The 19,510-nt window shown below is 61.9% G+C and carries 18 protein-coding genes; 17 read left to right on the top strand and 1 reads right to left on the bottom strand.

From position 1 onward, the window contains the following. Positions 1–118: 118 nt before the first annotated feature. On the top strand, positions 119–2,929 hold the full coding sequence (gene gyrA, locus BLT09_RS13490; protein ID WP_091593714.1) for a DNA gyrase subunit A: 2,811 nt from the start codon (positions 119–121) through the stop codon (positions 2,927–2,929). Positions 2,930–2,986: 57 nt separating this feature from the next. On the opposite strand, the gene BLT09_RS13495 is transcribed toward gyrA, so the two are convergent. After that, complete coding sequence (locus BLT09_RS13495) at positions 2,987–3,139, bottom strand: hypothetical protein (protein ID WP_084646649.1); 153 nt, start codon at positions 3,137–3,139, stop codon at positions 2,987–2,989. Positions 3,140–3,464: 325 nt separating this feature from the next. On the opposite strand from BLT09_RS13495, the gene coaD reads away from it, so the two are divergent. The 16 genes from coaD to BLT09_RS13580 all read left to right on the top strand — a co-directional run bounded on the left by coaD (position 3,465) and on the right by BLT09_RS13580 (position 19,478). Beyond that, positions 3,465–3,965 carry a pantetheine-phosphate adenylyltransferase gene (coaD, locus tag BLT09_RS13500; protein ID WP_027151950.1) on the top strand — a complete coding sequence of 167 codons (501 nt, stop codon included), beginning with the start codon at positions 3,465–3,467 and terminating at the stop codon, positions 3,963–3,965. A gap of 74 nt (positions 3,966–4,039) precedes the next feature. Beyond that, a complete protein-coding gene (locus tag BLT09_RS13505; RefSeq protein ID WP_091594018.1) occupies positions 4,040–4,630 on the top strand; it encodes a peptidylprolyl isomerase in 591 nt (196 codons plus the stop codon). Positions 4,631–4,659: 29 nt separating this feature from the next. Continuing rightward, the gene (locus BLT09_RS13510) at positions 4,660–5,172 is read left to right on the top strand and encodes a peptidylprolyl isomerase (RefSeq protein ID WP_091593716.1); all 513 of its coding nucleotides are present in this window, start codon (positions 4,660–4,662) and stop codon (positions 5,170–5,172) included. A 122-nt stretch (positions 5,173–5,294) separates the two neighbouring features. Next, a complete protein-coding gene (gene queA / locus BLT09_RS13515; RefSeq protein ID WP_091593718.1) occupies positions 5,295–6,407 on the top strand; it encodes a tRNA preQ1(34) S-adenosylmethionine ribosyltransferase-isomerase QueA in 1,113 nt (370 codons plus the stop codon). Beyond that, positions 6,404–7,534, top strand: a complete 1,131-nt coding sequence (gene tgt / locus BLT09_RS13520) for a tRNA guanosine(34) transglycosylase Tgt (RefSeq protein ID WP_091593720.1) — start codon at positions 6,404–6,406, stop codon at positions 7,532–7,534. Before queA ends, tgt begins: the two co-directional genes overlap by 4 nt. Before the next feature lie 181 nt (positions 7,535–7,715). Beyond that, positions 7,716–7,952, top strand: coding sequence for an Lrp/AsnC ligand binding domain-containing protein (locus BLT09_RS13525; protein WP_023801175.1), 237 nt, complete (start codon positions 7,716–7,718; stop codon positions 7,950–7,952). Positions 7,953–8,123: 171 nt separating this feature from the next. Next, positions 8,124–9,536, top strand: a complete 1,413-nt coding sequence (locus BLT09_RS13530; protein WP_167366426.1) for a circularly permuted type 2 ATP-grasp protein — start codon at positions 8,124–8,126, stop codon at positions 9,534–9,536. Positions 9,537–9,772: 236 nt separating this feature from the next. Further along, on the top strand, positions 9,773–10,714 hold the full coding sequence (locus tag BLT09_RS13540; protein WP_091593725.1) for an alpha-E domain-containing protein: 942 nt from the start codon (positions 9,773–9,775) through the stop codon (positions 10,712–10,714). A gap of 117 nt (positions 10,715–10,831) precedes the next feature. Continuing rightward, on the top strand, positions 10,832–11,626 hold the full coding sequence (locus tag BLT09_RS13545; RefSeq protein ID WP_023801178.1) for a transglutaminase family protein: 795 nt from the start codon (positions 10,832–10,834) through the stop codon (positions 11,624–11,626). Between the two features lie 32 nt (positions 11,627–11,658). Continuing rightward, entirely contained in the window at positions 11,659–12,390 is a 732-nt protein-coding gene (locus BLT09_RS13550) for a proteasome-type protease (RefSeq protein ID WP_091593727.1), read from the top strand. A gap of 55 nt (positions 12,391–12,445) precedes the next feature. Continuing rightward, entirely contained in the window at positions 12,446–13,855 is a 1,410-nt protein-coding gene (locus BLT09_RS13555; protein ID WP_091594020.1) for a pyridoxal phosphate-dependent decarboxylase family protein, read from the top strand. 127 nt (positions 13,856–13,982) lie between these two features. After that, positions 13,983–14,762 (top strand): DeoR/GlpR family DNA-binding transcription regulator, encoded by a 780-nt coding sequence (locus tag BLT09_RS13560; protein WP_091593730.1) that lies wholly within the window; start codon positions 13,983–13,985, stop codon positions 14,760–14,762. 126 nt (positions 14,763–14,888) lie between these two features. Then, a complete protein-coding gene (gene glpD / locus BLT09_RS13565) occupies positions 14,889–16,415 on the top strand; it encodes a glycerol-3-phosphate dehydrogenase (RefSeq protein ID WP_091594023.1) in 1,527 nt (508 codons plus the stop codon). A gap of 28 nt (positions 16,416–16,443) precedes the next feature. Beyond that, positions 16,444–17,526 (top strand): ABC transporter ATP-binding protein, encoded by a 1,083-nt coding sequence (locus tag BLT09_RS13570; protein WP_091594025.1) that lies wholly within the window; start codon positions 16,444–16,446, stop codon positions 17,524–17,526. 12 nt (positions 17,527–17,538) lie between these two features. Continuing rightward, the gene (locus tag BLT09_RS13575; protein ID WP_091593732.1) at positions 17,539–18,609 is read left to right on the top strand and encodes an ABC transporter ATP-binding protein; all 1,071 of its coding nucleotides are present in this window, start codon (positions 17,539–17,541) and stop codon (positions 18,607–18,609) included. Between the two features lie 2 nt (positions 18,610–18,611). Beyond that, positions 18,612–19,478 carry a carbohydrate ABC transporter permease gene (locus BLT09_RS13580; RefSeq protein WP_091593734.1) on the top strand — a complete coding sequence of 289 codons (867 nt, stop codon included), beginning with the start codon at positions 18,612–18,614 and terminating at the stop codon, positions 19,476–19,478. Positions 19,479–19,510 lie beyond the last annotated feature (32 nt).

A 19,510-nucleotide genomic window follows, 5' to 3' on the forward strand; every position in this document is an offset into this window, starting at 1 on the left:
TGATATCCTTTTGAAATCACCACAAAAACCGCCACTGGAAAACTGCCGCGGACGTTGGAGTTTCGGCCCGGCTTCCTATATAAGCACCGAGTGATTCCCGTTTTGATTGTGACCTGATTTGACCGACCAGAAGACACCGCGCGGCGCCGATGGCGGCCCCACCGGCATCGAGCCGATATCCATCATCGAGGAGATGCAGCGCTCCTATCTCGATTACGCGATGAGCGTGATCGTCAGCCGTGCGCTGCCCGACGTGCGCGACGGGTTGAAGCCGGTGCATCGCCGCATCCTCTATGCCGCCCATGAGAGCGGCTATCACTGGAACCGCAAATATGTGAAGTCGGCGCGCCCGGTCGCCGACGTGATGGGTAAATACCATCCGCATGGCGATGCCTCGATTTACGACGCCTTGGTGCGGATGGCGCAGGACTGGTCGCTGCGCGTGCCGCTGATCGACGGGCAGGGCAATTTCGGCTCGATCGACGGCGATCCGCCGGCGGCGATGCGTTACACCGAATCGAGGCTGACCAAGGTCGCGCATGAGTTGCTGGAAGACATCGACAAGGACACGGTCGATTTCCAGGACACTTATGATGCGTCCGGCAGCGAACCGAAAGTCCTGCCGGCGCGCTTTCCGAACCTGTTGGTCAACGGCTCCGGCGGCATCGCCGTCGGCATGGCCACCAACATCCCGCCGCACAATCTGGGCGAGGTCTGCAACGGCGCCATTGCCCTTATCGACAATCCGGCGATCGATCTGCCGGCGCTGATGGAGATCATTCCGGGGCCGGATTTTCCGACCGGCGGCATCGTGCTCGGCCGTTCCGGCATCTACAGCGCCTATTCGACCGGCCGCGGCTCCATCGTCATGCGCGGCCGCGTCAACGTCGAGGCGCGCGGCAACGACCGTGAATCGATCGTCATCACCGAGGTTCCCTACCAGGTGAACAAGTCGTCGATGATCGAGAAGATGGCCGAACTGGTGCGTGACAAGCGCATCGAAGGCATTTCCGACATCCGCGACGAGAGCGATCGGCAGGGCTACCGTGTCGTCATCGAACTGAAGCGCGACGCGGTCGCCGACGTCATCCTCAACCAGCTCTACCGTTTCACGCCGCTGCAGACGTCGTTCGGCGCCAACATGGTGGCGCTGAACGGCGGCAAGCCGGAATTGCTGACGCTGACCGACATGCTTAAGGCGTTCGTCGCCTTCCGCGAGGACGTGATCAGCCGGCGCACGAAATTCCTGCTGCGCAAGGCGCGCGACCGTGCCCATGTGCTGGTCGGCCTCGCCATAGCCGTCGCCAACATCGACGAGGTGATAAAGCTGATCCGCAGCGCGCCGGATCCGCAGACGGCGCGCGAGCAGTTGATGGAGCGGCGCTGGCCCTCGGGCGACGTCGAATCGCTGATCCTGCTGATCGACGATCCGCGCCACCGCATCAACGAGGACGGCACCTACAATCTGTCCGAGGAACAGGCGCGCGCCATCCTCGAACTGCGCCTGCAGCGGCTGACCGCGCTCGGCCGCGACGAGATCGCCGACGAGTTGAATACGATCGGCGACGAGATCAAGGACTATCTGGACATCCTGTCGTCGCGCGCCCGCATTCAGCAGATCGTCAAGGACGAGCTTGCCGCCGTGCGCGACGAGTTCGGCACGCCGCGCCGCACCGAGCTGTCCGATGGCGGGGCGGATATGGAAGACGAGGACCTGATCCAGCGCGAGGACATGGTCGTGACGGTCAGCCATTCCGGCTACATCAAGCGTGTGCCGTTGTCGCTCTACCGGGCCCAGCGCCGCGGCGGCAAAGGCCGCTCCGGCATGTCGACCAAGGAAGAGGATTTCGTCACCCGGCTGTTCGTCGCCAACACGCACACGCCGGTGCTGTTCTTCTCTTCGCGTGGCATCGTCTACAAGGAAAAGGTGTGGCGCCTGCCGATCGGCAACCCGCAGTCGCGCGGCAAGGCGCTGATCAACATGCTGCCGCTGGAGCAGGGCGAACGCATCACCACCATCATGCCGCTGCCCGAGGACGAGACCAGCTGGGGCGAACTCGACGTGATGTTCGCCACGACGCGCGGCACGGTGCGCCGCAACAAGCTGTCGGATTTCGTCCAGGTCAACCGCAACGGCAAGATCGCCATGAAGCTGGAAGAGGAGGGCGACGAGATACTCGGCGTCGAGACCTGCACCGACAATGACGACGTGCTTTTGACCGCAAGCTCCGGCCAGTGCATACGCTTCTCGGTTAGCGACGTGCGCGTTTTCCAGAGCCGCAACTCGGTCGGCGTGCGCGGCATCGCCATGGCTGCCAGCGACCGGGTGATCTCGATGGCGGTGATCGAACATGTCGATGCGTCGCCGGCCGAGCGCGCCGCTTATCTCAAGCGGGTGGCGGCCGAACGGCGGCTCGCCGCCGGCATTGCGGCGGGCGAGGACGAAGACTTCCAGCTCACCAATGAGGAGGTCGGCGAGGAGACGGAGCTTTCCGACGAGCGCTACGAATTCCTCAAGGCACACGAGCAGTTCGTGCTGACGGTGACGGAATATGGCTACGGCAAGCGCTCGTCTTCCTATGATTTCCGCCAGATAGGGCGCGGCGGCAAGGGCATCCGCGCCACCGATGTGTCGAAAGTGGCTGAGATCGGCCGTCTGGTGGCGACTTTCCCGGTCGGCAATGACGACCAGATCATGCTTGTCTCGGATGGCGGCACCGTCATCCGCGTGCCGGTCAACGGCATTCGCTTCGCCAGCCGCGCCACCAAAGGCGTAACCATCTTCAACACGGCCGACGGCGAGAAGGTCGTTTCGGTGGAGCGGATAACGGAACCGCAGTCGGACGAGGAAGCAGAAGAGAGTGTCGAGGGCGACGCAACTCTGGATACCGGCACTGAAGGCGCTGGCCCGGACAATAACGCCGAGTAGATCTTGATGCGCAATGCCGGCCCGATGGACCGGCGCCGTCAACCGATAGTGGCCGGTCTAGAAGTGGCGTGAAGGCTTGCGGATACCGAAGCCTCCGAATCGCTTGGCATTGGACTTGGCGCGGACGCGCTCTGCTTCCTGATGCAGCCCGAATACGGTGGCGATCAGCATGGCGATGGTCATTGCGGTGGCGAGCATGTAGATCAGCATGTGCGTGTTCTCCTGCACCTAGCAACGATCAAATGGGGTTTTGGTTTCATCTTCTGAAGCTGCAATCTAATGAACGCTGCGTGAAGCCTTCGTGATCGGCCCATTCATTGGTCGTTCATCTCGGCCAAAAGGTTCACTCAAAGCGCATCGCGATTACCGTGGCTCAGGCGATGCGCTTTGAAGTCCCGTTTGGGTGGATGCCGTTGTTCCAAACCGCTGCGCACCCTCGGGTCAGGCCCCAAAGGCAGGCGTTTGCGGCGACTTGCATTGGCGGCTCGCCGATCGGATTTGCCTTTGCGAGAGAGGCTCGCTAGAAGCACCTGCCATGACCGAACGCATCGCCCTTTATGCCGGCTCCTTCGACCCGCCGACCAACGGCCATCTCGACGTGCTGAAGGCGTCGCTGGCTGTGGCGGACACCGTCTATGCAGCGATCGGCATTCATCCCGGCAAGAAACCGCTGTTCTCGTTCGAGGAGCGGGTCGGCCTCATCGAAGCTGCGACGAAGGCCGAATTCGGTCGCGACGGCGCGCGCATCAAGGTCGTCGCTTTCGACGGGCTGGTCATCGACGCTGCCAGGAAGCAGGGCGCCTCGATCATGATCCGTGGCCTGCGCGACGGCACCGATCTCGACTACGAGATGCAGATGGCCGGTATGAACGAGACCATGGCGCCGGAACTGCAGACGGTTTTTCTGCCCGCCAGCCCTTCGGTGCGAACCATTACCGCCACACTTGTCCGTCAGATAGCCTCGATGGGCGGCGACATTCGCCCCTTCGTGCCGGCGGCCGTGGCTGGCGCACTCACCGCCAAATTTGCGAAATAATGCATGTCGCCCAAACGTGGAACCCGGTTTGGGGCAACGACATGCGTGAAACAAAGGTTTTCGGAGAAAGATCCATGCAGCTCAAAAGGCTCGCCACCTGCTTTGTCGTTCTTTTCGGTCTTGTGACCGCCTCCGTTTCGGCGTTTGCCGCCGATCCGGAAAACACGATGATCATCACGCTTAAGGACGGCGACGTGACCGTCGCGCTCAGGCCCGATCTCGCGCCGAAGCATGTCGAGCAGATCAAGAAGCTGGTGCGCCAGGGCGCTTATGACAACGTCGCTTTCCACCGTGTCATCGACGGCTTCATGGCGCAGACCGGCGACGTGAAGTTCGGCAACATGAAGAACGGCTTCAGCGCCGACGCTGTCGGCACCGGCGGTTCCGATCTTCCCGACCTGCCGGCCGAATTCTCTCAGACCGAGCGCTATCAGCGCGGCGTGGTCGGGATGGCCCGCTCGCAGGACCCGGATTCCGCCAATTCGCAGTTCTTCATCATGTTCGCGCCGGCGCCGCCGCTCGATGGCCAGTACACCATCGTCGGCAATGTCGAGAACGGCATGGAGTTGGTGGACAAGATCAAGAAAGGCGACGCGGCGCAGAACGGGGTCGTCACCGATCCCGATCGCATGATCAAGGTGCGCATCGCCGCCGACGGCAAGTAAACCCATTTATTTCAAAAGGATATTCTGACATGGCCGAGATCAAGGACCGCGAGAACGCGCTCATCATGGAAACGACCAAGGGCAAGGTCGTCATCGAACTGTTTCCCGATCTGGCGCCTGGCCATGTCGGCCGCATCAAGGAACTGGCGCGCGAAGGCGCTTACGACGGCGTGGTGTTCCACCGCGTCATCGACGGTTTCATGGCGCAGACCGGCGACGTGAAATTCGGCAATTCCAGCAAGCCCTCTTTCGCACCGGCGCGCGCCGGCACCGGCGGCTCCGACAAGCCCGATTTGAAGGCGGAGTTCTCCAACGCCAATCACGGCCGCGGCACCTGCTCGATGGCGCGCTCGCAGAATCCGAACTCGGCCAATTCGCAATTCTTCATCTGCTTCGACGATGCCGCCTTCCTCAACCGCCAATACACGGTCTGGGGCCAGGTCATCGAAGGCATGGACAATGTCGACAAGATCAAGCGCGGCGAGCCGGTGCCGGATCCCGACAAGATCGTGTCGCTGAAGGTCGCGGCCGACGTGAAATGACCTCCTCGGCTGTCGCGGCTATCACTCGGATACTTGCCGCGGCGGCCGCTCCGGCGCTGGCGACGGGGTCGATCGCTGGCGCCTGGGCGGTGGCCTGCCCGGAACTTTGAGGCGGGATTTTCTTGCGCGTCGATCTTTTCGACTTCGATCTGCCGGAGGAGCGCATCGCGCTTCGACCGGCAGAACCGCGCGACAGCGCCAAAATGCTGGTTGTCAGGCCGGGTGAAGGTCTCGAAGACCGGACGGTGCGCGAGCTGCCGTCGCTGCTCGAGACCGGTGACGTGCTGGTCTTCAATGACACCAAGGTCATTCCGGCACAGTTGAAGGGCATCAGGCGGCGCGGCGAAGCGGCGGCGCAAATCGAAGCCACGCTGCACATGCGGGTGGCGCCGGACCGCTGGCTGGCTTTCATGCGGCCGGGCAAGCGCATCGCCGCCGGTGACCGCATCCATTTCGGCCATGACGCCAATTCCTGCTTTCTCGGCCAGCTCGATGCCACGGTGATCGAAAAGGGCGAGGCTGGCGAGGCTTTGTTGGGTTTTGACCTCTCAGGTGCGTTTCTCGACGAGGCGCTGCACGCCGTCGGTCACATTCCGCTGCCGCCTTATATCGCTTCGAAGCGCGACGACGACGAACGCGATCGCAGCGACTACCAGACCATCTATGCCAGGGAGGAGGGGGCTGTGGCGGCCCCCACGGCCGGCCTGCATTTCACGCCCGAGCTTTTCGCCGCCCTCGATGCCAAGGGCGTCGAACGGCGTTTCGTCACCCTGCATGTCGGCGCCGGCACGTTCCTGCCGGTGAAAGTCGACGACACCGCCGATCACAAGATGCATGCCGAGATCGGTTCGGTCAGTCCGGAAACCGCCAGGGCGCTGAACGCGGCAAAGGCGCGTGGCGGGCGCATCATCGCCGTCGGCACGACATCGCTGCGCCTGCTGGAGAGCGCCGCGCGGAAGGACGGCATGCTGGCTGGATGGTCGGGTCCGACCGATATCTTCATCACGCCCGGCTATCGCTTCAAGGCCGCCGACATGCTGATGACCAATTTCCATCTGCCGCGCTCGACGCTGTTCATGCTGGTTTCGGCATTTTGCGGTCTGGAAACGATGCGTGCGGCCTATGCGCATGCCATCGAGAACCGCTACAGGTTCTACTCCTACGGAGATGCAAGTCTGCTGCTCAAGCAGGAGAACGATGGACGCGCGCCCGGTATAGAACAAGGAATTCAATGACTAAAGCGTTCACCTTCAAGGTGCTGGCGACCGACGGCAAAGCGCGGCGCGGCTCCATCACCATGCCGCGCGGAGAAATCCGCACGCCGGCCTTCATGCCGGTCGGCACCGGCGGCACGGTCAAGACCATGTATATGGATCAGGTGCGCGGCGTCGGCTCGGACATCATCCTTGGCAACACCTATCATCTGATGCTGCGGCCGGGCGCCGAGCGTGTGGCGCGGCTTGGCGGTCTGCATGAATTCGCCCGCTGGCCGCACCCGATCCTGACCGACAGCGGCGGCTTCCAGGTGATGTCGCTGTCGAAGCTGAGGAAACTGACCGAAAAGGGCGTCACCTTCCGCTCCCATATCGACGGCGCCGCCTATGAGATGTCGCCCGAGCGCTCGATCGAAATCCAGGGACTGCTCGGCGCCGACATCCAGATGCAGCTCGACGAATGCACCGCGCTGCCGGCCATGGAGAAGGAGATCGAGCGGGCGATGGAGCTGTCGCTGCGCTGGGCCGAGCGTTGCAGGACGGCGTTCGGCGACCAGCAGGGCAAGGCGATGTTCGGCATCGTCCAGGGCGGCGACATACCGGCCCTGCGGCTGCGCTCCGCGCAGGCGCTGAAAGCGATGGACCTCAAGGGCTACGCGATCGGCGGGCTGGCGGTCGGCGAGCCGCAAGCGGTGATGCTCGAAATGCTCGACATCACCTGCCCGGAGCTGCCGGCGGACAGGCCGCGCTATCTGATGGGTGTCGGCACGCCCGACGACATATTGAAATCGGTGGCGCGCGGCATCGACATGTTCGATTGCGTGATGCCGACACGCGCTGGCCGCCATGGCCTCGCCTATACAAGGCGCGGCAAGGTCAATCTGCGCAACGCCCGCCATGCCGACGATCCGCGCCCGTTGGACGAGGAGAGCGACTGCCCGGCTGCCCGAGATTATTCACGCGCCTACCTGCACCATCTGGTCCGCTCGCAAGAGGCGCTCGGGGCGATGCTTCTGACCTGGAACAATCTTTCCTACTACCAGAAACTGATGCAGGACATTCGTGCCGCCATCGAAGCCGGTACCTTCGAGGCGCGGGCGGCGGAAATTTCCGAGGGCTGGGCCAGGGGCGATATCCCGGCGATGTGATCGAGCCCTCAGGTGCTCAGCAGAGATGCACGGTTTCAGCGCCCGCGTACATCCGCCGTTTGGCTGCACTAAAGCTTCCCCCAGGTCCGCTTCTGCCTGAGCGCCGTCCTGACGCTTGAAAGCCGGGCGGCAGTCTGCCACAAGGGCGGCCTATGCGTGCAAGCTTGAGCAGGACCGGGCAATGAAGGCATTTTTCGTGCAGATAAAGTGCGATCTGGGCAAGTCCTATGACGTTGCCGGCGCATTGGCCGATGCCGAGATCGCCTCGGAAATCTACTCGACAGCCGGCGACTACGATCTGCTCGCCAAATTCTATGTCGACGACGATGAAGACATCGGCCACTTCGTCAACGAGAAGGTGCAGAGTCTTCCAGGCATCAAGGACACGTTTACAGTCGTCACCTTCCGCGCGTTCTGAGCGGCGCCTGCCGCCTGCCCGGGCACAAGGCAAAGCCTGACCCAGCCATATCGGCGCTGCCCTAATTTTAGGCAGGTCGCGACATACTGATCGCCAACATCCTCCAAATCACCGATTGCGCTTGATTTTCTCCGGTGACGCCAGTGAAATGGCCTGACAGGGAGTAAGCGATTGGCAGCGTTCGACGAAATGCTTCCGGAAATCTCCGGATTGAGAAAACCGTATTCGGCTTACGATCGCTGGCTGAAGGAGCAGGATCCGGCCAGGCTTACCGAAAAGATGCAGGACGCCGAACGCGTCTTTCGCAAGACCGGCATCACTTTTGCCGTCTATGGCGAGCAGGAAGCCTCCGAGCGCCTTATTCCCTTCGACATCGTTCCGCGCATCATTTCCGGCAATGAATGGCGACGGCTGACGCAAGGCATCGAGCAGCGCGTCCAGGCGCTGAACGCCTTTCTCGACGATATCTACCACCGCCAGGAGATTTTGCGCGCCGGGCGCGTCCCCAAGGAATTGATCGCCAGGAACGAGGCGTTCCTGCCGGAGATGATCGGAGTGCGGCCGCCAGCCGGCGTCTACACCCATATCATCGGCGTCGATATCGTTCGCATCAGCGAGAACGAATTCTACGTGCTGGAGGACAATGCGCGCACGCCGTCCGGCGTCTCCTACATGCTGGAGAACCGCGAGACGATGATGCAGCTCTTTCCCGAGCTGTTCCAGCAGATCAAGGTACGGCCGGTGGAAAACTATCCGCAGCTCTTGCGCCAGTCGCTGGCGGCAGTGCGGCCGCAAGGCACCAAGGGCGCGCCGACCATTGCCGTGCTGACGCCGGGCAGCTTCAACTCCGCCTATTTCGAACATGCCTTCCTTGCCGACCAGATGGGTGTGCAGCTTGTCGAGGGGCAGGATCTGCGCGTCGTCGATGGCCACGTCGCGATGCGCACGACCGAAGGCTACAAGCAGATCGACGTGCTTTATCGAAGGGTGGACGATTCTTTTCTCGATCCGCTGACCTTCCGTCCGGACTCGGCACTGGGTGTGCCGGGCATCATGGATGTCTACCGTGCCGGCAACATCACCATCGCCAATGCACCGGGAACCGGCATCGCCGACGACAAGGCGATCTATTCCTATATGCCCGAGATCGTTGAATTCTACACCGGCCGCAAAGCAATCCTCGGCAACATCCCGACTTGGCGCTGCTCGGAGCCGGACAGCCTGAAATACGTGCTCGAACATATCGACGAGCTGGTGGTGAAGGAGGTGCATGGCTCCGGCGGCTACGGCATGCTGGTCGGGCCGGCCGCTACCAAGAAGGAATGCGAGGATTTTTCCAAGAAACTCGCGGCAAGACCGTCGAACTACATCGCCCAGCCGACGCTGGCGCTGTCGACCTGTCCGATCCTGACCGACAAGGGACTGGCGCCGCGCCATGTCGATCTCAGGCCCTACGTGCTGGTATCTGATCGCATCCAGATCGTGCCGGGCGGGCTGACGCGTGTGGCGCTGAAAGAAGGCTCACTGGTGGTCAATTCGTCCCAGGGCGGCGGGACGAAGGATACTTGGGTGCTGGATGATTAGAGTGGGAAGTAGCGAGTAGGGAATAGCGAGTAGTGAATAGCGAGTAGTGAATAGTGAATAGTGAATAGTGAATAGTGCATAGTGCATAGTGCATAGTGGATAGTGAATAGACAAGGATGACATGTCGTTGATGTTGGTGAAATGCCCTGAAATAAAGCACGCGGCGTCGTGCCCTGGAAAAATTTGGCCATTCACCATTCACCATTCACCATTCACCGTCCGAAGGACCGCGTAGAATGCTTCTCGGCCGCACCGCCAACGGGCTCTACTGGATGAACCGCTACATCGAGCGGGCGGAAAACATGGCGCGGCTGGTCGATGCCGGGCTGCGCATGGCGCTGACCCGCACCCAGAACGCCTCCGAAGAGTGGAATTCGGTGCTGCTCAGTGCCGGTTCGGACGCCGCCTTCACGCAGAAATATTCCGACTATACCGCCGCCAACGTTGCCGATTTCCTGCTGCGCGACACATCCAACCCGTCGAGCACGATGACGTCGATCGAAACGGCCCGTAACAATGCCCGCATGGTGCGCACCGCATTGACGCGCGAGACCTGGGAAAGCATCAACGAAGCCTGGATGTCGCTGAAGCGCATGCTGGCCAAGCCGATCGACGAGCGCGACCTGCCCAGCGTGCTCGACGCGATCAAGCGCGAAACGGCACTGATCCGCGGCTCGTTCTACGGCACCATGCTGCGCAACGAGATCTTCGATTTCTCGCAGCTCGGCACCTATGTCGAACGCGCCGACAACACGGCGCGCATCCTGGACGTGAAATACTACGTGCTGTTGCCGTCGATCGCGTGGGTCGGCTCCACGCTCGACAACTACCAGTGGGAATCGATCCTGCGTTCGGTGTCGGCGCATCGCTCCTATCGCTGGGTCTACGAGGCCGACTACAAGCCGACCAACATTGCCGACTATCTGATCCTCAACGTTCGCATGCCGCGCTCGCTGACCTTCTGCTACCGCTTCCTGACGGAGCATCTGAAATTCCTGGGCGATGATTATGGCGAGCGCCATGCCTGTCATGTGACAGCCGGCAACACCCAGGCCATGCTGGCCGCCGGCTCGATCAAGGACATATTCGACGCCGGGCTGCATGAATTCCTGGCCAATTTCATCCGCGACAACATCAGGCTCGGCGACGAGATCGCGCAGGACTACAGGTTTTATTGAGCATGATCCCGGAAAGTGGAAGCCGGTTTCCGGAACAGATCATGCTCGGGGGACGAGCATGATCCCGGAAGGTGGAAGCCGGTTTCCGGAAATGATCATGCTCTGGGGACGAGTGCAATGCGGCTGAAGATCACCCACCGGACCGAGTACCGCTACGATGCGCCGGTGCACTATCTGTTGCAGCGGCTGCGGCTGCTTCCAGTCAGCGGACCGACACAGACCGTCTTGTCCTGGGCGCTGAAGATCGAAGGGGCGCGCGAAGAGGTGCGCTTCACCGACCATTTCGGCAACGACACGCGGCTTTTGAGCGTCGAAGGTGAGCGCGATTTCATCACCGTCGAGGCATCGGGCGAGGTGGTGACACGCGACACATCAGGCGTCAGCGGGCCGCATCAGGGGTTCGCGCCGCTGTGGTTGTTTGGCCAGGAAACGCCGTTGACCACGATCGGCGGCGGTATTCGCGAACTCGCGGCCTCGGTCGGCGAGGGGGCCGATATCGAAAGGTTGCACCGGCTGATGGCGGTGATCGGCGAGCGCGTCGCCTATACGATGGGCACCACCAACGCGGCGACCCCGGCCGAGGACGCGCTGGCGCTCAAGACCGGCGTCTGCCAGGACCACAGCCACATCTTTGCCGCCGCCGCGCGGGCCATGGGGTTTCCGGCCCGCTACGTCAGCGGCTATTTGATGATGGATGCGGCGGTCGAGCAGGCGGCGAGCCATGCCTGGGCCGAAGCGCATGTTGCGGGCCTTGGCTGGGTCGCGTTCGACGTCGCCAACGGCATTTCGCCCGACGAACGCTATGTGAAGGTGGCAACCGGCCGTGATTACCGCGATGCCACGCCCGTATCAGGAATTCGGCTGGGACAAGCGGAAGAACAGCTTGCGGTGACCGTCACCGTGGAGCAGTAATCCCCGGCAAGATTTGCTGCCAAAGGGATTCGATGACCTATTGCGTCGGCTTGAAGATCGATCGCGGGCTCGTGTTCATGTCGGACACGCGCACCAATGCCGGCATGGATTCGATCTCTACCTTCAAGAAGATGCATGTCTGGGAGCAGGCGGGCGAGCGCGTCATCGTGCTGATGTCGGCCGGCAATCTGGCGACGACGCAGGCTGTCGTCAGCCTGCTCGACGAACGCACCAAGGCGGTGGCCGATCGCCACGCCACGCTGCTTGAAACGCCGTCTATGTACCAGACGGTGCGGCTGGTCGGCGACACCGTCAAGGAAGTCATCGCCAGTTCGTCGCCGGCGGGCGAGAAGGCCGATTCCTACTTCAATGCCTCCTTCATCCTCGGCGGCCAGATCAAGGGCAGCGCGCCGCGGCTGTTCATGATCTATCCGGAAGGCAATTTCATCGAATCGACCGAAGACACGCCGTTCTTCCAGATCGGCGAGACCAAATACGGCAAGCCGATCATCATCCGCGCCTATGAGAAGGCGATGAGTTTCGCCGAGACGGTGAAACTGCTGCTGGTGTCGTTCGACTCGACGCTGAAATCGAACCTGTCGGTCGGTCTGCCGCTCGACCTGCTGTTCTACGAAAAGGACGCCTTCAAGGTCAGCCTGAAGAAGCGGATCGCCCAGGACGACCAATATTATCGGACGATCTCGGACGGCTGGTCGAATGCACTGAAGGCTGCTTTTGCCAGCCTGCCTGACTTTCCCGAGTGAAAGCCTCCGTTTTTCGTGCTCTTTGATCGCTGGGCTCGATCTGACGGAGAGCAAGATGAATAGCAACGAATTCCGGGAATGGTCGCTGCGCGCGGCCGAATGGGGTGCCGACTACAGGAGCACACTTCGCGAAAGACCGGTGCGGCCGCTCGTCGAGCCGGGCGAAATCTCCAGAAGCATCGACGTCTCGCCGCCGGAACATGGCGAAACGATGCAGGCAATCTTCGCCGACTTCGAGCGCAAAATCCTGCCCGGCATGACGCATTGGCAGCATCCGCGCTTCTTCGCCTATTTCCCGGCCAATGCCGCACCGGTCTCGGTGGTGGCCGAATATCTGGTCTCGGTTATGGCCGCGCAATGCATGCTCTGGCAAACTTCGCCGGCAGCGACCGAACTCGAGACGCGCGTCGTCGACTGGATGCGTCAGGCGCTTGGCCTGCCGGAAGGGTTTTCCGGCGTCATGCAGGATTCGGCATCGTCGGCGACGCTCGCCGCCGTGCTGACCATGCGCGAGCGCGCGCTCGACTGGCAGGGCAACAAGAAGGGCCTGCAGAGCCAGCCGATATTGCGCGTCTATTCTTCCGATCAGGTCCACACCTCCATCGACCGGGCGATCTGGGTGTCGGGCGTCGGCGAGGACAATCTCGTGCGCATTCCGGTTGCCGGCCGCTTCCGCGCCATGGATGTCGCGGCTCTCGAAGCGGCTGTCGTCGCCGACCGGCAGGCGGGCATGCTGCCGGCCGGCATCATCGCCTGCGTCGGCGGCACCAGCACCGGCGGCACCGATGATATCGCCGGCGTCGCCGCGGTGGCGAAACGGCACGGCCTCTATCTGCATGTCGATGCCGCCTGGGCCGGATCGGCGATGATCTGTCCGGAATACCGGCATTTCTGGGCTGGCGTGGAGCAGGCGGATTCCATCGTCTTCAACCCGCACAAATGGCTGGGCGCGCAGTTCGACTGCTCGATGCAGTTCATCCGCCGGCCGGAAGACCTGGTGCGGACGCTGGCCATCAAACCGGACTACCTGGAGACGCATGGGCGCGACGGCATCATCAACTATTCCGAATGGTCGGTGCCGCTCGGGCGGCGCTTTCGCGCATTGAAACTCTGGTTCCTGCTGCGCGCCCACGGGCTGGAAAATCTGCGGACCATGATCCGCAACCATGTCGCCTGGAGCGAAGGGCTGGCCGAGCGGCTGGCCAGGGAACCGGATTTCGAGATCGTCTCGGAGCCGATGCTGTCGCTGTTCTCGTTCCGGCATTTGGCGGACGGCACCGATTCGGACGAACACAACCTGCGGCTGGTCAACGCGATCAACGACGATGGCCGCATCTACCTGACGCAGACACGGGTGGACGGGCAGGTCGCGATCCGCTTTCAGGTCGGTCAGTTCGAGACGACGGCGGCGGATGTCGACACCGCATTCGGGGTCATCACCGAAATCGCCCGCCGGCTGGCCTGAAAATTGGTCGGCAAAGTTGCGTCGAGGTTTGTTTTTGGACGTATGCAAATTTCGTTAGCCGCACCATGCCTTTTCACCGCTTTCGTTTTTCGCTATAGACAAGGAAAACGAAAACGGGAGGTCACCGATGTATCTGTCGCCGCGTCATTCCGAGATCATCCAGATGGCCAAGGACAATGGCCGCGTGCTGGTCGACGAACTGGCAACGCATTTCAACGTGACGCCGCAGACCATCCGCAAGGACCTCAACGATCTGTGCGACCAGCGCCTGCTTTCCCGTATCCATGGCGGGGCGCTGTTCCCGTCCGGCATCGAGAACATGGAATATGAGGCGAGGCGCAAGATCGCCGCCGACGAGAAGGAGGCGATCGGTCGCGCCGCAGCCAGGCTGATCCCGGACAACGCCTCGCTGTTCATCAATATCGGCACCACGACGGAGTCGGTCAGCAAGGCGCTTCTCGATCATGCCGGCCTGATGGTCATCACCAATAATATCAATGTTGCCAATAGGATGCGCATATATCCTTCCATCGAAGTTGTTATTGCCGGCGGCGTCGTGCGGGGTTCCGACGGCGGTGTGGTCGGCGAGGCGGCGGTCGATTTCATCAGGCAGTTCAAAGTCGACTACGCGGTGATCGGCGCCTCGGCGATCGACCATGACGGTGCGTTGCTCGATTTCGATTTTCGCGAGGTGAAGGTGGCGCAGGCGATCATCGCCAATGCCCGGCATGTCATCCTCGTTTCCGACCAGACCAAGTTCGAGCGGACGGCGCCGGTTCGCATCGGCCACCTGTCGCAGGTCAACACTTTCATCACCGACCGCTGCGACATCCCGTCGGTGCGCAAGATCTGCCAGGAAGCAGAGGTTCAACTGATCGAAACCTCGCTCTCCTGGATGGGACGTTGATGGTGCCGTTGCGGCAACTCCCGCTGTTTATATTTCGTTTGACATTCGTTCCTATTTCGAAATAATCCCGACACGGTTTCGTAAAAACCTAAAAATGCTGCAATGCGAAATCCGGGAGGACTTTTTGTGAGCGCATCCCCGATCCATGACATCTTCGTCATCGGTGGCGGTATCAACGGCTGCGGCGTTGCCCGCGATGCGGTTGGGCGCGGCTTCTCGGTGTTTCTTGCCGAGATGAACGATCTGGCCAGCGGCACGTCCTCGGGCTCGACCAAACTGATCCATGGCGGCTTGCGCTATCTGGAGTTCTATGAGTTCCGCTTGGTGCGCGAGGCGCTGATGGAGCGCGAGATCCTCTGGAAGAACGCGCCGCACATCATCTGGCCGATGCGCTTCGTGCTGCCCTATGCCAAGGGCCTGCGCCCGGCCTGGCTGATCAGGCTCGGCCTTTTCCTCTACGACCACATTGGCGGGCGCAAATTGCTGCCGGCGACCAGGACGCTGGACATGGCAAACGACCCAGCCGGCAAGCCGCTGAAGCCGTTGTTTCGCAAGGCCTTCGAATATTCCGACGGCTGGGTCAACGATGCGCGGCTGGTGGCGTTGAACGCCCGCGACGCCGCCGATCGCGGCGCAACGATACGAACCCGCACGAAAGTCGTCGACGCACGCCGTGAAGGCGAGTTCTGGACGGTCAGGCTGCAAAACACGCAGACCGGCGACACCGAGGAGGTCAAGGCGCGGCTTTTGGTCAACGCCGCCGGCCCATGGGTCGACCACGTGCTGTCGGCTACGGTCGGGTTGAACGACGTGCACAATGTCCGGTTGGTACAGGGCAGCCATATCGTCATCAGCAAGAAATTCGACGATCCGCGCGCCTATTTCTTTCAGAACAAGGATGGCCGCATCATCTTTGCCATCCCCTACGAGGAAGAGTTCACGCTGATCGGCACCACCGACCAGGACTTTTCCGGCGACCCGCGCGACGTGAAGATCAGCGATGCCGAGATCGATTACCTCTGTGCTGCGGCGAGCGAATATTTCGCGCAACCGGTCAAGCGTTCGGACATCGTCTGGACCTATTCCGCCGTGCGCCCGCTTTATGACGACGGCGCCTCGAAGGCGCAGGAAGCGACCCGCGATTATGTGCTGAAGACCGACGGCGGCGAAGGCACGGCGCCGATCGTCAACACCTTCGGCGGCAAGATCACCACCTATCGCCGGCTGTCGGAATCGATGCTCGAGAAAATCGAGGGTTTTCTCGGCAAGCGCGGCAAGCCGTGGACGGCAAACGCGCCGCTGCCGGGCGGCGATTTCCCGGCGAGCGGCTTCGACGCCGAAGTGGCGAAACTGAAAACGGCCTATCCGTTCCTCGATGCGCGTCTGGCGCGCCGCCTGACCCGGCTTTACGGGACTCGCGCAAGGATGCTGCTGGGCCTCGCCAGGTCGAATGCCGACCTTGGCCGCAACTTTGGCGCCGATCTCTACGAGGCCGAGGTACGCTACCTCGTTCAAAATGAATGGGCGATGACGGCCGAAGATGTATTGTGGCGCAGGACCAAGCGCGGCCTGCAACTGAGCCGCGAGCAGGCGGCAGCGCTCGACGAATTCATGCGCGGGATAAGCCGGCGCCATGTCGCGGCTGCCGAATAGTCATGCAGAAAGCCTGGGAGGAGGCATCATGCTGGAACTGAGAAACGTGTCGAAGACGGTCGGCGCGGCGGAGCACATACGCGACGTGTCGCTGACGCTTCAGCATGGCTCGCTCAACGTCCTGCTCGGGCCGACGCTTTCCGGCAAGACCAGCCTGATGCGGCTGATGGCCGGCCTTGACGTGCCGACATCCGGCTCGGTCTGGTTCGATGGCAAGGATGTCACCGGCATCCCGGTGCAGAAGCGCAACGTCGCCATGGTCTACCAGCAGTTCATCAACTATCCGGCGATGACCGTTTACGAGAATATCGCCTCGCCGCTGAGGGTGGCCGGTGCCGAGCGGGCAAGGATCGACAAGGAGGTGCGCAATGCCGCAGCCCTTCTCAAGCTGACGCCCTTTCTCGACCGCACGCCGCTCAGCCTCTCCGGTGGCCAGCAGCAGCGCACCGCGCTGGCGCGCGCCATCGTCAAGAACGCCAGCCTCGTGCTGCTCGACGAGCCGCTCGCCAACCTCGACTACAAGCTGCGCGAGGAGTTGCGCGCGGAATTGCCGAAGATTTTTGCGGCAACCGGCACCATCTTCGTCTACGCCACGACCGAGCCGCACGAAGCCTTGCTGCTCGGCGGCAACACGGCGACGCTTTCCGAAGGCCGCATCACCCAGTTCGGCCCGACGATCGGCGTCTTCCGCAGGCCGAACGACCTCGTCACGGCCAGGACGTTCGCCGATCCGCCGCTCAACACGATCGTGCTGAAGAAGAGCGGTTCGAGCTTCCTTCTTGAAGGTGGGGTGAGCCTCCCGGTGCCGGCTGAACTCGTCGGTATTGCCGATACGAGTTACACGATCGGCTTCCAGCCCCACCATCTCTCCCTTGCCCGGCCGAGCCCGTCGGCGGTGGCGGTGAGAGCCAAGGTCTCGGTCACCGAGATCACCGGTTCTGAAAGTTTCGTGCATCTCGATTTCGCCGATGTCCGCTGGGTCATGCTTGAGCACGGCATCCTGGTGTTCGAGCCGGACCAGACCATCGAGGTGTTCATCGACCCGCGGCACATCATGGTGTTCGACGCGAACGGCCGCTCGGCCGCGCCGCCACAGATGCTGGCGGCTTGAGGAGGAGGGCACATGGCGCGCATCGACTGCAATCACATCCGCCACGCCTACGGGCCGCATCCGAAGTCGGACAAGGACTATGCGCTGAAGGAGGTGCATCACGCCTTCGAGGACGGCGGCGCCTATGCGCTGCTGGGGCCGTCGGGCTGCGGCAAGACCACGCTGCTCAACATCATTTCCGGCCTGTTGTATCCGTCGCACGGCGAGCTTCTGTTCGACGGCAAGGACGTCACCAATCTGTCGACGCAGGAGCGCAACATAGCTCAGGTGTTCCAGTTCCCGGTCATCTACGACACCATGACCGTCTACGACAATCTGGCCTTCCCGCTGCGCAACCGCGGCGTTGCGGAACCCGACGTCGACCGCAAGGTGCGTGAAACTCTTGACATGACTGGTCTGGCCGACATGGCCAAGCGAAAGGCGAGGGGGCTGACGGCTGACCAGAAGCAGAAGATCTCGCTCGGACGCGGGCTGGTGCGCTCCGATGTCAACGCGATCCTGTTCGACGAGCCGCTGACCGTCATCGACCCGCATATGAAATGGGTGCTGCGTTCGCAGTTGAAGCAGTTGCACAGGCGCTTCGGCTTCACCATGGTCTATGTCACGCACGACCAGACCGAGGCGCTCACCTTCGCCGAAAACGTCGTCGTCATGTATGAGGGCGAGATCGTTCAGATCGGCTCGCCAGCCGAACTGTTCGAGCGCCCCAAGCATACATTCGTCGGCTATTTCATCGGCTCGCCGGGCATGAACGTCATGCCGGTCGCGGTCGAAGGCAGGAGCGCGCGGCTCGGCAGCCAGACGATCGAATTGCCGGGCGCGCCCAAGGCCGGGATCACCGGTGCGATCGAACTCGGCATCCGCCCCGAATATGTCAGGCTTGGCGCCAGCGGCATGCCGGTTTCAATCCGCAAGGTCGAGGATATCGGCCGCCACAAGGTGGTGCGCGCCAGTTTCGAAGGCCGCGACATCGCGGCGATTGTCGGCGAGGACGAGGACATTCCCGCCGATCCGAAGATCGCTTTCGACCCGGCCGGCATCAACATCTATGCCGATTCCTGGCGCGTCGAGATGGGAGGCTGAGCATGGGAAGGACCTGGAACAACAAGGCCTGGTTCATGGTGCTGCCGGTGCTGTTGCTGGTGGCTTTCTCGGCGATCATCCCGCTGATGACGGTCGTGAATTATTCGGTGCAGGACACTTTCGGCAACAACGTCTTCTTCTGGGCGGGCGCGGAATGGTTCGAGGAAATCCTGCATTCCGACCGGTTTTGGGAAGCGATGGGCCGCAACCTGGTCTTCTCAGCCATCATCCTGGTCATCGAGATTCCGCTCGGAATCTTCATTGCGCTCAACATGCCGAAGAAGGGCTGGGGCGTTCCGGTCTGCCTGGTGCTGATGGCGCTGCCGCTGCTCATCCCGTGGAACGTCGTCGGCACGATCTGGCAGGTGTTCGGCCGCGTCGATATCGGCCTGCTCGGATATACGCTGCGCGCGCTCGGCTTCGACTACAACTATGTCAACGACCCGTTCGACGCCTGGATCACCGTCATTGTCATGGACGTCTGGCACTGGACGAGCCTCGTAGTCCTGCTCTGCTACGCAGGATTGGTTTCGATCCCCGACGCCTATTACCAGGCTGCCAAGATCGATGGGGCGTCGCGCTGGGCGATCTTCCGCTACATCCAGTTGCCGAAGATGAACCGGGTGCTGCTGATCGCGGTTCTGTTGCGCTTCATGGACAGTTTCATGATCTATACCGAACCGTTCGTCGTCACCGGCGGCGGGCCTGGCAACACCACCACTTTCCTGTCGATCGATCTGGTGAAGCTGGCCATAGGCGAGTTCAACCTCGGTGAGGCGGCGGCCATGTCGATCATCTATTTCCTGATTGTCATGCTTCTGTCCTGGGTGTTCTACACCGTCATGACAGCCTACGATGCGGAGCGGTGAGATGGCGCGCCTCGACGAAACCACGGCCAACG

Origin of the sequence: Mesorhizobium muleiense (assembly GCF_900099905.1) — a bacterium.
Lineage (GTDB): Bacteria > Pseudomonadota > Alphaproteobacteria > Rhizobiales > Rhizobiaceae > Mesorhizobium > Mesorhizobium muleiense.

Excerpts from the sequence above, each read along its gene's own strand:
- BLT09_RS13495 (WP_084646649.1), bottom strand. The coding sequence starts at position 3,139 with ATGCTGATCTACATGCTCGCCACCGCAATGACCATCGCCATGCTGATC.
- coaD (WP_027151950.1), top strand. The coding sequence starts at position 3,465 with ATGACCGAACGCATCGCCCTTTATGCCGGCTCCTTCGACCCGCCGACC.
- BLT09_RS13505 (WP_091594018.1), top strand. The coding sequence starts at position 4,040 with ATGCAGCTCAAAAGGCTCGCCACCTGCTTTGTCGTTCTTTTCGGTCTT.
- BLT09_RS13510 (WP_091593716.1), top strand. The coding sequence starts at position 4,660 with ATGGCCGAGATCAAGGACCGCGAGAACGCGCTCATCATGGAAACGACC.
- tgt (WP_091593720.1), top strand. The coding sequence starts at position 6,404 with ATGACTAAAGCGTTCACCTTCAAGGTGCTGGCGACCGACGGCAAAGCG.
- BLT09_RS13525 (WP_023801175.1), top strand. The coding sequence starts at position 7,716 with ATGAAGGCATTTTTCGTGCAGATAAAGTGCGATCTGGGCAAGTCCTAT.
- BLT09_RS13540 (WP_091593725.1), top strand. The coding sequence starts at position 9,773 with ATGCTTCTCGGCCGCACCGCCAACGGGCTCTACTGGATGAACCGCTAC.
- BLT09_RS13545 (WP_023801178.1), top strand. The coding sequence starts at position 10,832 with ATGCGGCTGAAGATCACCCACCGGACCGAGTACCGCTACGATGCGCCG.
- BLT09_RS13550 (WP_091593727.1), top strand. The coding sequence starts at position 11,659 with ATGACCTATTGCGTCGGCTTGAAGATCGATCGCGGGCTCGTGTTCATG.
- BLT09_RS13555 (WP_091594020.1), top strand. The coding sequence starts at position 12,446 with ATGAATAGCAACGAATTCCGGGAATGGTCGCTGCGCGCGGCCGAATGG.
- BLT09_RS13560 (WP_091593730.1), top strand. The coding sequence starts at position 13,983 with ATGTATCTGTCGCCGCGTCATTCCGAGATCATCCAGATGGCCAAGGAC.
- BLT09_RS13570 (WP_091594025.1), top strand. The coding sequence starts at position 16,444 with ATGCTGGAACTGAGAAACGTGTCGAAGACGGTCGGCGCGGCGGAGCAC.
- BLT09_RS13575 (WP_091593732.1), top strand. The coding sequence starts at position 17,539 with ATGGCGCGCATCGACTGCAATCACATCCGCCACGCCTACGGGCCGCAT.
- BLT09_RS13580 (WP_091593734.1), top strand. The coding sequence starts at position 18,612 with ATGGGAAGGACCTGGAACAACAAGGCCTGGTTCATGGTGCTGCCGGTG.